Below are 12,802 nucleotides of genomic sequence, written 5' to 3' on the forward strand. Positions count from 1 at the left end.
CTGTTCCCGCCGACACTTGTTAAATATTTGTCTTTAAATTGCACGCTGACCGCGCTCGCCTACTCCACGAGCGCCGATTCGACGACTTCGAGCGGATGGCGAATCTCGTAGCCAGAACCGTGGCCCATCTGCATCGCACAGGTCGGACACTCGGTGAGGCCGGTTTCCCCCGGTGCGTCGTCCATGTGCTCGAACATCTCCTCGCCGATCTTCATTGACGTATCGTAATTTTCCTCCTTCCAGCCGTAGGTTCCGGAGATGCCGGAACACGAATCGCCAACGTCCGTGACGGAGACGCCGTCTAAGTCTGCAAACAGGTTCACCGCCTGCCCGTCTAAGCCCTGATTGCGGGCGTGACACGGCGCGTGATAGGCGAGGTCGGGAAAGTCCGGTTTCGACCCCTTCAGGTCACCTTCCACGTCTTCGTAGATGCGGAGGTATTCGAGCGCCTCGTAGGTGTGGGCGGCGACTTCAGCGGTTCCCTCGAAGCTGAACAACTCAGGGTACTCTTGGCGCAGCGCCATCGAACACGACGTACACGAACAGACGATGTCGTAGCCCGCAGACACGAGGTCGTGGAAGGTTTCGACGTTGAACTTCGCCGCCCGCCGGGCGTCGTCGAGCATCCCGTTTGCAAACATCGGCGTCCCCGAACACCGCTGGTCGGGGACGGCGACTTCGTAGCCGTAGTGTTCGAACACGCGGACGAGCGCCTTCGCCACCTCCGGGGTGTTGTAGTTCGCGTAATCGCCGTGGAAGTAGGCGACGCGCTTTTCGTCTGACTGAATCTTTGCACCGCCTCGCTCCTCAAACCAGTCCACGAACGTCTCGGTCGCAAATTCGGGGAACTCACGCTCTGCGGTGATGCCGAGGAATTTCTCGTTTAGCTGTTGAACCACCGAATTGCCCATGACGAAGTTGGTGAGTCGCGGGACTTTCGAGCCAACGCGAGCGAGCGTCCCGTAGTTTGCGAGGATGCGATTGCGCCAGTATTCGCGGCTTAACATCGACATCTCCTCTGTGACGTACTCGCCGCGAGCGGTGTTGTGCATCTGCGAGAGGGGCACTTCGGAGGGACACGCCCCGTCACAGCGCATACAGTTCGAGCACTTCATCACCGATTCGTCAACGCTCACGTCGTCTTTGCGTTTGAGCCGCCACTGCTCTGGCCCCTGAAATTTCGGGCCGGGGAAGTCGTCGTCAACTTCTGCGACCGGACACGAGGTGTCGCAGGTCGAGCACTTATAGCAACTGTCCGCCCCGGGCCGGAGGTCCATCTCCTCCGCCTCGGGAAACACGTCGATGGGGAACTTTTCTGAATCACTCATAGGTCTGCTCCTGCGCCGCGTCCGGCAGCCCAACCGGTCGCAAGCGAGCTGCCGCTGCCTGATTTCTCCACTGCAAAGTCCGCACCGCCGAGGACGCCCCCGGCCGCACGGAGATTCTCGTACGCCACCGCACCCGTCTCGTCGCAGGGCTGCAGTTCCGTATCCACGTCCACGCCAAACCGAGCGAAGGCGTGGTTGCCAAACGCTTCGTCTTCGAACCAATCGTAGCGGTCTTCGGGCTGCGAGATGGGTAACGAAAACACCGGTTCGCGCACGCCTGCACGCGAGGAAGTGAGTCCCTTCCCGACGAGGCCGCCCGTCGCCAGCACGAACTCCTCAGCGTAGTAGGGAATGTGCTGGTGGGTGCGCTCGACTTCGACGTGGTCGATGTACCCTTCGGCTGCTTCGAACCCAACTACAGGGTTACCCGTTTCGACGGCGACTCCCGCCTCGCGAAGGGCGTCGAACAGCGCGGCTTCGAGGCGAATGCCGGGCAACGAGGGCGGGCCGCCGGGCACTTCGAACACGTCCACACCGAGTTCATCTGCGAGTTCCTCGCGCACGCGTTGGGGATGGTCGTGGCCGAGCACCGCCGGGAAGCCAACTCGTTCTGCGTCGCCGACGTGGGGTTCGATGGCCTTGACAAGTTGGCCGCGAATGCCCGTCTCGTCGGTGTCGAGCACTTTCGCGTAGCGCGTCACCTTCGCGTCGGCTCGAAGCATCGGGAAGCGGGCGGTGATGCCACGAACCGAAAAGGGGACGCCCGCGTTTTCAAGGTGGGCGGCAGCGAGTGGCGCGCCGAAATCGGTGAGCGTCTCGAAGCCGACGAGGAGCATTTCGCTGGTGTCGCTCGCAAGCCCCGGGGCCACGCTGTTCGGGTATCGTGCGGTCGGTTTCACCGTCCCGCCGGTGGTCGGGACGAGCGCGTTTTTCTCGGTGTGGTCGCCCGCGTACAGGTCGCCCGTCACCTCGTCGAACAGCGCCAGCCCCTCTCTGAGTGCCCTCTCGCCAACGCGCTCGTAGGGGTGGCCCTCCGGCAAGTCATCGAGCGCGGCAAAGGGGTCTGCGAGCAGGTCGCCGTCGTGATAGCCAAGTATGTCAATAAGGCCCGACGCGTGGCGGAGCGTCGATTCTTTGTGCGAGACGAGGCGCACCGATGCGCCCTCGCGGGCGGCGGCCAGCGCGGATGTCGCTCCGGCGAGGCCGCCGCCGATGACGAGGACGTCGCTTTCTATCACGGCTTGCCCCCGTCGAAGGCGTCCCAGTTTGGTGTCCCTGTTTTCGCCGGGTCGCCGTCGCGGTTCAGCGTCGCCGCGTGGAGCGCGTGGTTCAGCGCGGCCTGCGAAAGCTGTTCGCCCCAGAGCGCATGTCGTTCGCCCTTCCAGCGCTCTTGATACAGCTCATCGAGTGCGCCGCGGGCGACTTCCTCGTCGTGGTCGGGGTGCAGTTCGCTCGCCAGTCGGTGACAGCAAAACCCGCCCTGACAGTTGCCCATCGACGCCCGCGTGCGGATGCGGAGGGCGTTCAGGTCAGTGCCCACCGCAGAGAGTGCGTCTTGCACCTCGGCTCGGGTGACGGCCTCACACTCACAGAGCACGGGATTCGGCACGTCGGTTGAGAGCACGTCGTCGGCCCGCGACCCGAGGCGTTGGACCGACCGGCGGCCAACCGGCGAGCGAAGCCCGAACTCGTCCATGTAGTCGCGGAGCACGGAGAAATCCTCGCTTCCGGGGAGGGGCACGTCCGCCGTCTCACAGGCGGCGCGGACGCCGAGTTTCTCACAGACGTGGTCGGTGATGGACTCGGCCATCATCCGGTAGGTCGTGAACTTCCCGCCGACGATGCTCGTCATGCCGGGCAGGCCGTCGCGCTCTGCGTGGTCTAAGAGGAAGAAATCGCGCGTGATATCGGTCGGGTCGTCGCTCCCGACTTCCGGCGGTTCGTACAACGGGCGAACGCCCCAAAACGAGCGAATCGTCCGCGCCTCGCCGAGAATCGGGACGAGTTTGGTTAGTTCGTCGATGACCAAATCGACCTCCCATTGCTCTTCAGGATAGTCTTCGGGGTCGCTCACTTCCTCGTCAGTGGTGCCGAGAATGCACGTCGTCTCGTGAGGCACGACGATGTCCGCGTCGCCCTTTGGCCGACAGCGATTGACGACTGTGTCCACTTGCCGGACGTTCATGATGGTCATGACGCCCTTCGAGGGGCGGACTTCAATGTCCACGCCCGCCATGTCGCCAAGCCGACCGGCCCACGCGCCCGTGGCGTTCACGACGTGGTCTGCGTAGATGGTCTCGGTTTTTTTCGCTGAACTGCGCTCGTGACGGATTTTCGCGCCGACGACCTCACCGGCTTCGACCACCAGGTCGGTGACCGGGGCGTGGGTGAGGACGCGCCCGCCGTGTTGCTCTGCGCTCGCGGCGTTTGCGACGCACAGCCGGAAGGGGTCAACCGCCCCATCAGGAACCCAAATCGCCTTCTCTATGTCGGGCGCGAGATACGGTTCGACCTCGCGGGCTTCCTCGGCCGTGAGCACCTCTGCGGGGATGTCACAGGCCCGACACCCGGCGAGCTTTTCTTGAAAGTACGCTTCTGTGTCCTCTGGCCGTTTCACGAACAGCCCACCCGTCTCCTCGACGCAGTGGGCGGCGATGTCGCGGAGGACGCGGTTTTCCTCGATACACTCGCGGGCGGATTTCTGGTCTGAGACGGCGTAGCGCCCGCCGCTGTGGAGCAAGCCGTGCATCCGGCCGGTCGTGCCGTGGGTCAAGTTGCCCTGTTCTACGAGGGTGACATCGACCCCGCGCATGGCGAGGTCGCGCGCGATGCCACAGCCCGTCGAACCACCGCCGATAACGAGAACCGCAGTTTGTGACTCCATCCAATGGTACACCTGTCGAGTGAGATGACTTCAGGTTTTTCGCCGTTCTGGTGGGATGTGCGCCGATTCGTATCGGCCAGCTGTCACTCGCCCCGAAGATTTATCGCCAGTTCGTGACCAGCCTATGGCAATAGGCTGGCCAATGGGTCACTATTGTTCAGTCACAATCGGCGGCGAAATTCCTCAACTCGTCGTCTCCCCCTCTACCAATGACAGCACACACCTACGTCGGTGCAATCGACCAAGGAACGACCGGCACGCGATTCATGGTCTTTGACCACGCCGGACAGGTCGTCTCGAACGCCTACGAGACCCACGAACAGCACTACCCGAATCCCGGCTGGGTCGAACACGACCCGGTCGAAATCTGGGAGAACACCAAACTCGTCGTCTCACGAGCGCTCCGTGAGGCCGACATCGAACCCACCCAACTCGCCGCCCTCGGCATCACGAATCAGCGTGAAACGACGGTCATCTGGGACGCAGAAACCGGCACGCCGGTACACAACGCGCTGGTTTGGCAAGACCGCCGGACGACCGACCGCGTCGAACGCCTCGAAGCCGACGAGAAAGTCGAGTGGATTCGTGAGAAAACCGGCCTCGAAGCCGACGCCTACTTCTCTGCGACGAAAGCCGAGTGGCTGCTCGACAACGCAGACCCCATCAAGATTCAGCGCACCCGCCCCGAGGACGTGCGCGACCGCGCCGAAGCGGGCGAACTCCGCATGGGTACGATGGATACGTGGCTCATCTACAAACTCACCGGCCAGCACGTTACCGACGTGACAAACGCCTCGCGGACGATGCTCTACAACATCCGGGATTTGACGTGGGACGCAGAACTCCTCGCGGAGTTCGACATCCCGCGCAGTCTCCTCCCCGACGTGCGCCCCTCCAGCGACGACGAGTATTATGGGTACACCGATGCGGAGGGCTTCCTCGGCGCGGAAATCCCGGTCGCGGGTGCGCTTGGCGACCAGCAAGCCGCCCTGTTCGGCCAGACGTGTTTCGATGAGGGCGACGCGAAGAACACCTACGGAACGGGGTCGTTCTTCCTCATGAACACCGGCGAGGAGGCCGTGAAAAGTGACCACGGTCTGCTCACGACGATTGGCTTTCAGCGTGCGGGTGAACCCGTCCAGTACGCCCTCGAAGGCTCAATCTTCATCACCGGCGCGGCAATCGAGTGGCTAGAAGACGTCGAACTCATCGCAGACCCCGCCCAAACCGCAGAACTCGCCCGGTCGGTCGATTCCACCGACGATGTGTACGTCGTCCCTGCGTTCACCGGCCTCGGTGCGCCCCACTGGGACGGCCGCGCGCGCGGAACCATCGTCGGCATCACCCGCGGGACGAAGCGCGAACACCTCGTGCGCGCCACCCTCGAATCCATCGCCTACCAGACCCGCGACGTGGCCGAAGCGATGGAGAGCGATTCCGGCATCGAGATGAACTACCTCCGCGTCGATGGCGGGGCGGTGAAGAACAACTTCCTCTGCCAACTCCAGTCCGACATCATCCAGACGGACATCGTTCGTCCCGAGGTTGACGAAACCACCGCACTTGGGGCGGCCTACGCCGCCGGACTCGCCGTTGGCTACTGGGAGACGGTAGACGAACTCAGGGACAACTGGCACGTAGACCGCGAATTCACCCCGGAGATGGCAACGGCGGACGCCGACAAGAAATACGACCGCTGGCACGACGCCGTCGAACGCTCGCTTGACTGGGCGCGGGACGGAGGTAGCTAGATGGCGGTCGAACTGCTCGGCAACTCACTCGAAGCGTGGCTCGTCCTCGCCATCGCCGCGTTCGCGGGCGGCGCGTTCGGCGCGGCGCTCGGTGCGCTCCCGGCATTCATCTTCACCGGCTTCATGGTCATGGTCGGCGAGGCCGCGAACATTCTCAAGGCCGAACTCGGCGCGGCGGGCGTCGCCTCGGCCGATGCCATCAACGTGGGCATCACTGGGTCGATTGCCTTCGGCCCGGTGTTCGGTCCACACATCTCGTTTGCGGGCGGGGCAGCAGCCGCCGCCTACGCTGCGCGGAAAGGCTACATGGACACCGGGTTCGACTACTTCGAGGCGAAAAACATCGCCCACGCGCTCGGGACGAAACCCGACGTGCTCGTCGTCGGTGGCGCGTTCGGCATCTTGGGAATGGTCATCCGCCAGCTCTCGGGTGGCCTCGGCCTCCCGTGGGACCCCATCGCCATGGGCGTCGTCCTTTCGGCGATTTTCCACCGCCTCGTCCTCGGCTTCCCAGTCATCGGAGACGCCCGCGGCAGGGGGCTCCTCGACATGTCGCCGTTCGAGCGCGAGGAGATGCGCCAGACCGCAGAGGGCGGCAAAGTCATCGCTGACGGCGGCCAGCCGGTCGCAGAGGGCGGCGCGACGAGACGCTTTAAAGTCGAACCATGGCTCCCCCACCAGTACGAGTGGACGAACGTGGCGATGATTGGCCTCGTCGTGGGCATTCTAGCTGCCTACACCGCGGTCAAAACGGGGAGTTTCTTCCTCGCTTTCGGCATCAGCGCGGCGTCGCTCGTTTTCCTCGCCCTCGGTATCGAACAGATTCCCGTGACTCACCACATCGCGCTTCCGGCGAGTACGGCCGCGCTGGTCATCGTCCCCGAGACTGCTGCGACGGTGCCAATCCTGCCTGCGCTCGCGATTGGCGCGCTGTTCGGCGTAAGCGGCGCGCTCACGGGCGAAGTCATCCAGCGTGTCTTCTACGCGCACGCAGACACGCACTTCGACCCGCCCGCGGCCGCCATCGTCGTCAACTCGTTTGCCATCGCAGTGCTCGCCTTTGTGGGTGTGTTCCCGCAGTTCGGGTGGATTCCCCACCCGTAGCGACGAGACACCGTTTCTAGTTGCGCGACTCTGTCCCGAACGTTTCTCGCAGTGACACTCGATTGATTTTACCCGTCACCGTTTTCGGAATCTCGTCGACGAACTCGATTCGCTGGGGCACTTCGTGTTCTTCGAGATTCGACAGGCAGGTTTCTCTCACATCTTCACGGGTCACGTCGTCGCTCGACCGGGTGATGATCGCAGTCACGACGGCCCCTCGAAGGTCGTCTCGGGCGTCGATGATGGCCGCTCCCGACACGCCCTCGATGTCGTAGAGGACGTCTTCGATTTCGCGCGGGTAGATGTTCGCACACCCCGTCGTGAACATGTCTTCGCGTCGGTCCACGATGAACAGGTGGCCGTCGTCGTCGAGCCAGCCGATGTCTCCAGAGCGCAGCCACCGCGTGCCGTCGCGTTCGACGAAGGATTTCCGGTCGTTTTGCGGGCGCTCGTAGCCCGGTGTCACGGTGTCGCCGGCCCATAGCAACTCGCCGCGCTCTCCCTGCGCGACGCGCTCGCCGGTTTCCAAATCCTCGATGCGTAGCGAAACGACTTCACGCGTCGGCGGACCGACGCTTCCGGCCTTTCGCTCGTGGGGGTCTGGTCGGTTGAACGCGGCCAGTGGCGTCGTTTCGGTCATGCCGTAGCCTTCGAGGACGGCGCAGTCGAGCACCGACTCAGCCTCGTTGAATCGACCTCTCGGGAGGGGTGCCCCGCCGACGCCGACGAGTTCGAGCGATGAGCTGTCGTAGTGGTCGAGGCGCGGGTCGTCGATGAGGTCGATGAGCATGCTCGGGGTCAGGAAGGTGTAGGTCACTCGGGCGTTTTCGATGGTGGCGAGGACGCGCTCTGTGTCGAATTCAGACAGAAGGTGGTTCGTCGCCTCAGCGAGGAGGAGTGGCGTCGTCGTGACGTTGAGGCCGGTCACATGGAAGCACTGACACACGGTGAGGCCGACGGTCTGGCGCGTCAAGCCGAGTGCGTTGGTGATGCCGTGGGCGTTTGCGAGGATGTTCCCGTGGGTGTGGTGGACGCCTTTTGGTTGGCCGGTCGTCCCCGAGGTGTAGAACACCTCCGCGAGTTCGTCGTTTCGCCGTGGATGAACCGCGTATTCGGTCTCCGCCGCTTCGAGCAGGTCGGGAAACGCGTGTCCAACGCTTCCATCGACGGAAATCGGCGTGGCCACGGATGTTGCGACTTCTGTGAACGATTCGTCGGTAACGAACACCGATACGTCGCTCACGTCGAGGATGTGGCGAATCTTTGAGGGAGGAAACCGGGTGTTGATGGGGACGGGAATCGCGCCGCACTTCATCGCGCCGAGATGCGCGGTCAGCAGCTCAAGGCTGTTTTGCAGGCAGATGGCAACGCGCTCACCGGGGGAGACGCCGAGTGTTTCGAAGGCGTTCGCAGCCGCGCCCGTCCGGTCTGCCAGCGTCGCGTAGGTGAGGAGCGACTCCGTATCGCTCACCGCCGGTTTGACCGGGGCGTTCCCAGCGGCGCGGTCAACGACGTTTGCGAAGTTCATGCGCGACGATTCGTTTCGTTGCCCATCTGTGTTTCCCACGATTGTTTGTTATCAACAACGAGACACAACGGGGTCGCCGCGGTGGCTGACTGCTGAACCGGTCGCCTCGCCGACGCTCGCCGTCACCAACTGTCCCATAATGTGGGACACGAGGATCAGTCAGAGAGTGTAGCAAAGACGATGTCCTCGCGGATGCTCTCCGCTTTCTCACGGACGATGGTTGCGAGGTCGCCGTCCAGTTCAGACCGCAGGTCGCTCGCGGGGCCGTAGGCGGCGATTGCGCCGTACACCTGTTCGTCGGTGGCGACGGGAGCCGCGACGCCGACGATGCCCTGAATCATCTCGCCGGTATCGACCGCATAGCCCCTCTCACGGATGGTCGTTAACTCAGCTGTGAGGGTTTCTTCGGTCGTGAGCGTCCGGTCTGTGCGTGCTGGCAGTCCGTGGTGGGCTACGATTTCGTGCACTCTCTTTGCTGTGAATTGGGCGAGAATCGCTTTCCCCGGGGCATTCGTGTGGAGGTGTTCGTGCGTCGGATAGACGTGTCGAGACGAGGGTGGGAGCCTCTCGTAGTCCCAGCGGGTTGCGAGCAAGATTGCTCCTCGGCCGTTTTCCTCGATGACGAGTTGACTGTAGGTGTTCGTCTGGTCTGCGAGCGATTTTGCCGCCTGGCGCCCGTGTAAGAACAGGTCGTTGCTGTTGCGCGACTCCCGGCCGAGACGGAGAAACTGTGTACTAAGCTGGTAGCTACCGCCGCGTTTTACGAGGTAGCCAAGTGCTTCTAGCGTCCGAAGGTGGTTGTGGACGGTGCTTTTCGGGAGCGAGAGTGCGTTGGCTAGTTCAGTTGTCCCGGCGATTTCTCGCTCTCGAATCTCATCGACGATTGCGTACGAGCGCTTCACCGAGTTGATGGGTACGGCCGGGTCGTCCATGTCACTGTGTCACAGTGTGTGCACTTAGTTCTGTTCGATAATGTGGGACAAACGTGGTTCGACAGACCCGCGGAACCCTCTCGAAAGCGCGTTCTTACCAGAAAATACGCATTTACTTCTGCGAGATATTCTCACCATCACTTGTTGGCTAATTTGCCAATAATTGGTGTTTGAAGGGCTATTTGGCCGTGTTACCCATTGGGCCGATCCCACCTACTAGCTCAAATTTATAATTTACCAGTCAATACCAAGATTTATTTAACCACCCCAATATTGGCTGATACGGGATACGCCAGCAGTTGGCAGCCGGTTGTTGGTATTGCCCTCGTACAGTGACAACCATGACCAAAAAACGCTCTATGACGCGCAGAGGCGTCATGAAAGGCATCGGCGGTATCGCCGCACTTTCGATGTCGAACGCGACACTTGCAGATGCACAGGCCGCACTGACCGACCCACTTCCCAGTGACCCCCACACGGCAGACACCTATCGGTCAATCGTGGACGCAATCATTCCCCGAACCCCCGAGCTTGAAGCCGAACTCGGCCCGGAACACGTCCCGGGCGGGCTGGACGCAGAGTTGGAGAAGTTCCTCATCTGGGACTTCAACCACTTCCAGGAGATTCGCTCTGAGATGGTCACCGAGAACCTCGACGGTTCCGGCGTCGGGATGCCCCGCGCCATGTTCGAGTTCACCCTCGACACCGGTGGCCTCGGCTCGGACTTAGACGCACTCCTCGACCTCGCTGACCTCTCGTTGCTCGACTTACTCGACCGCGGCCTCGACGCCGACGCCCTCGAAGACTTCCTCACCTTCGGCGCGCTCGATAGCATTGACGTTTCGTTTGCCGACCTCGATACGGAGCGTGAGGGCGTCGCTGCGTTCGACCTGACCGTCGAATCTGATGGTGAAGTGTACCACCAAGTGCTCCAGAACTACCCCTACGCGCCGGTGTTCACCCTCGCGTTCGACCTCGTTGCGGCGGAGTTTCTCGCAACCGGAAAGAATCACGAACCGCCTGCCCCCAACGACAAATTCCCCGCTGGCGGGACGTTCACGCAACTCGCGCCGAAAGACCGACTGCGCTGTCTGTGGACCATCGTCGATGGCGGCGTCCTCGACGCGCTCGACGACCTCCTCTCGCCCATGATCCCAGACGTTGGCATCCTGAAGTTCGTCGTGATGGCGGTGAACGGCCTCCATGGGTTTGGCTACTACACCGAGTGGTCTGGTTACGGCAGCACGAAAACGGCCACACCGAACGACCGTGAGATGGAGGTGCCCGCAGGCGAGGTACAGAGCAGACAACAGACCGACTACCCCGGCCCCGCACCCGGCTACGCCGCAAACTGGCGACACGCGGTGCCCGGCGGGTTCAAAGACCCGAAAGCGAAGAATCTGAACTTACCCGACGACCTCGCTGGCGATGACGTCATCGACGGTCTCGGAGGTGGAAACTAATGAACGACCCAGACGTTATCGTCATCGGCGCAGGAGCCGACGGCCCGGCAGCGGCGTGGAAACTCGCAACCGACCACGGCTTAGACGTGCTCATCCTCGAAGCCGGCGCGTGGCACGGCAACAAAAACTGGCCACAGCCACACGCCGACGCGGGCGGGACCGTGAGCACCGACCCCGCTGACTTAGACGGGAAACTCTTAGACGAGCAGTTCACCCACCGCGAAGCCGACGCGAACGACCCGACGTGGGGCTATCTCAGAGTTGGCCCCGCAGACCACTCCCGGGCCCCGTGGTTCCGCAACCTCCACCAGAACGCGTTCATCTGGCAGATTAGCGCCGTCGGCGGCACGTCGCTGCACTACTTCGCAAACCATCCACGGGCCTACCCCTACGCCATCGACACCCAAGACCACTGGCCCATCTCCTACGAGGAACTCGTCCCCTATTACCAGCTCAACGAGGAGATGACGAGCACTCAGCAGGCACCCATGACGGGCAAAGAAGAGGTCTTCATCGAAGGCGCAACCAACGCGGGCTACCCGCTCATCGACACGAAAAACGTCACCGAAACCGGGTGGCGGCCACAGGCGAACGCCGTCGAAGTGCCGGGTCGCGAAACCTCGAACGGCCAACCGCTCGACGCCGACTACGAAGGGTCGTTCAGTTACGACGACGGCTTCCGCGGCGACACGCTCGTTGGCGACCATTTCCAAGGCTCCTCGACGCCGGTTGACGCGCCCGTCCGCGACAAGGCCCGCAAATCGAGCAACGTGAGCTACGTGCCTCCTGCACTGGACACGAACAACGACCCCACGATGGGTAACGTCGCCATCCGGCCAAACGCCTACGTCACCAACATTGAGACGACGGGCGGGCCGGGCAGCATCGAAGCAAGCGGCGTCACCTTCCGGGATAGCTGGTCGGGCCAGACACAGACCGTGGAAGCCGATACCGTCGTCCTCGCGGGCGGTTGTATCGAGTCGCCACGCCTTTACCTCAACTCCGGGCTGCCGGACGACGGCTGGGTTGGCAAGGGCCTCACCACCCACTGGTTCGACTGGGTCGTCGGCGTCTACGACGACGAAACCGTCGCGGAGATCAACCCCGAGGGCGAGCACATGGACCCCTACGTCGGCCAGAACTCTGCCGTCCGCTTCGACAAGCCGGGCGTCGGCGGGATGGAAGACATCGGGATGTCCCCCGGTCTCGTCTCCTACGCCGACTACCTGTTCAGCCAGGCCGGCTACAGCTTCGACACCCCAGTTGACCCCGACGAACCGTGGGACACCCGCGGCTACGTCGTCGGCGAGGAACTGAAACGTCGGATGTCGGATTACCGCCAGACGAAGGCGCTGCTCATCCTCACCGACGACCTGCCGCGCCAGGACAACGGCGTTTCGCTCGACAACACCTTCTCGGACGAACACGGGGCCGTGCCAAAGGTCAAGTGGTCGCCTCACCCTGACGACGACGCCAAACGCGACGAACTCTGTCGCATCGCCGCGCGCATCCACAAGGAAGCCGGCGCCGAGCACGTCCACCGGTGTGACTGGCCGCCGTTGCTCCTCCACATGCAGTCGTCGATGCGGATGGGCAAGGTGCTCGACTCGAACGCCGAGGCGAAGAACGTAGACCGCCTGTTCGTCGCAGACCACTCCGCGCTCGCGAACGGGCTTGGCGGCCCGAACCCGACGAACACGGGTCAGGCGCTCGCCCTGCGGACGGCCGACAAAATCGCTAGCCTCTATTTCTAAGTTCCACCCTCACTCCCTTTTCCCAACCCCCTCCCTTCCCCACACCCTCACTTATCTT

At 62.8% G+C, this 12,802-nt stretch carries 9 protein-coding genes; 4 read left to right on the forward strand and 5 right to left on the reverse strand.

Annotated features, from left to right (window positions below; translation table 11 throughout):
* Window positions 1-59: 59 nt before the first annotated feature.
* The 3 genes from V5N13_RS11355 to glpA are packed head-to-tail and all read right to left on the reverse strand — an operon-like array spanning window position 60 to window position 4,212.
* Window positions 60-1,328 carry an anaerobic glycerol-3-phosphate dehydrogenase subunit C gene (locus V5N13_RS11355; RefSeq protein WP_336360846.1) on the reverse strand — a complete coding sequence of 423 codons (1,269 nt, stop codon included), beginning with the start codon at window positions 1,326-1,328 and terminating at the stop codon, window positions 60-62.
* The gene (gene glpB / locus V5N13_RS11360) at window positions 1,325-2,566 is read right to left on the reverse strand and encodes a glycerol-3-phosphate dehydrogenase subunit GlpB (protein ID WP_442905070.1); all 1,242 of its coding nucleotides are present in this window, start codon (window positions 2,564-2,566) and stop codon (window positions 1,325-1,327) included. The genes V5N13_RS11355 and glpB overlap by 4 nt, the downstream gene beginning before the upstream one ends.
* On the reverse strand, window positions 2,563-4,212 hold the full coding sequence (gene glpA, locus V5N13_RS11365) for an anaerobic glycerol-3-phosphate dehydrogenase subunit GlpA (RefSeq protein WP_336360847.1): 1,650 nt from the start codon (window positions 4,210-4,212) through the stop codon (window positions 2,563-2,565). The genes glpB and glpA overlap by 4 nt, the downstream gene beginning before the upstream one ends.
* 209 nt (window positions 4,213-4,421) lie before the next feature.
* On the opposite strand from glpA, the gene glpK reads away from it, so the two are divergent.
* Both glpK and V5N13_RS11375 read left to right on the forward strand, forming a co-directional pair.
* Entirely contained in the window at window positions 4,422-5,963 is a 1,542-nt protein-coding gene (glpK, locus tag V5N13_RS11370; RefSeq protein ID WP_336360848.1) for a glycerol kinase GlpK, read from the forward strand.
* Window positions 5,964-7,067, forward strand: a complete 1,104-nt coding sequence (locus tag V5N13_RS11375; RefSeq protein ID WP_336360849.1) for a hypothetical protein — start codon at window positions 5,964-5,966, stop codon at window positions 7,065-7,067.
* A 16-nt stretch (window positions 7,068-7,083) separates the two neighbouring features.
* On the opposite strand, the gene V5N13_RS11380 is transcribed toward V5N13_RS11375, so the two are convergent.
* A complete protein-coding gene (locus V5N13_RS11380) occupies window positions 7,084-8,595 on the reverse strand; it encodes a class I adenylate-forming enzyme family protein (RefSeq protein ID WP_336360850.1) in 1,512 nt (503 codons plus the stop codon).
* Between the two features lie 155 nt (window positions 8,596-8,750).
* Window positions 8,751-9,527 carry an IclR family transcriptional regulator gene (locus tag V5N13_RS11385; protein WP_336360851.1) on the reverse strand — a complete coding sequence of 259 codons (777 nt, stop codon included), beginning with the start codon at window positions 9,525-9,527 and terminating at the stop codon, window positions 8,751-8,753.
* A 359-nt stretch (window positions 9,528-9,886) separates the two neighbouring features.
* On the opposite strand from V5N13_RS11385, the gene V5N13_RS11390 reads away from it, so the two are divergent.
* Both V5N13_RS11390 and V5N13_RS11395 read left to right on the forward strand, forming a co-directional pair.
* On the forward strand, window positions 9,887-10,990 hold the full coding sequence (locus V5N13_RS11390; RefSeq protein ID WP_336360852.1) for a hypothetical protein: 1,104 nt from the start codon (window positions 9,887-9,889) through the stop codon (window positions 10,988-10,990).
* Complete coding sequence (locus V5N13_RS11395) at window positions 10,990-12,744, forward strand: GMC family oxidoreductase N-terminal domain-containing protein (RefSeq protein WP_336360853.1); 1,755 nt, start codon at window positions 10,990-10,992, stop codon at window positions 12,742-12,744. The genes V5N13_RS11390 and V5N13_RS11395 overlap by 1 nt, the downstream gene beginning before the upstream one ends.
* Window positions 12,745-12,802 lie beyond the last annotated feature (58 nt).

The sequence above is a fragment of the Haladaptatus sp. ZSTT2 genome (assembly GCF_037081775.1).
GTDB lineage: Archaea > Halobacteriota > Halobacteria > Halobacteriales > Halococcaceae > QDMS2.

Excerpts from the sequence above, each read along its gene's own strand:
- V5N13_RS11380 (WP_336360850.1), bottom strand. The coding sequence starts at position 8,595 with ATGAACTTCGCAAACGTCGTTGACCGCGCCGCTGGGAACGCCCCGGTC.
- glpA (WP_336360847.1), bottom strand. The coding sequence starts at position 4,212 with ATGGAGTCACAAACTGCGGTTCTCGTTATCGGCGGTGGTTCGACGGGC.
- V5N13_RS11385 (WP_336360851.1), bottom strand. The coding sequence starts at position 9,527 with ATGGACGACCCGGCCGTACCCATCAACTCGGTGAAGCGCTCGTACGCA.
- V5N13_RS11390 (WP_336360852.1), top strand. The coding sequence starts at position 9,887 with ATGACGCGCAGAGGCGTCATGAAAGGCATCGGCGGTATCGCCGCACTT.
- V5N13_RS11355 (WP_336360846.1), bottom strand. The coding sequence starts at position 1,328 with ATGAGTGATTCAGAAAAGTTCCCCATCGACGTGTTTCCCGAGGCGGAG.
- V5N13_RS11375 (WP_336360849.1), top strand. The coding sequence starts at position 5,964 with ATGGCGGTCGAACTGCTCGGCAACTCACTCGAAGCGTGGCTCGTCCTC.
- glpK (WP_336360848.1), top strand. The coding sequence starts at position 4,422 with ATGACAGCACACACCTACGTCGGTGCAATCGACCAAGGAACGACCGGC.
- V5N13_RS11395 (WP_336360853.1), top strand. The coding sequence starts at position 10,990 with ATGAACGACCCAGACGTTATCGTCATCGGCGCAGGAGCCGACGGCCCG.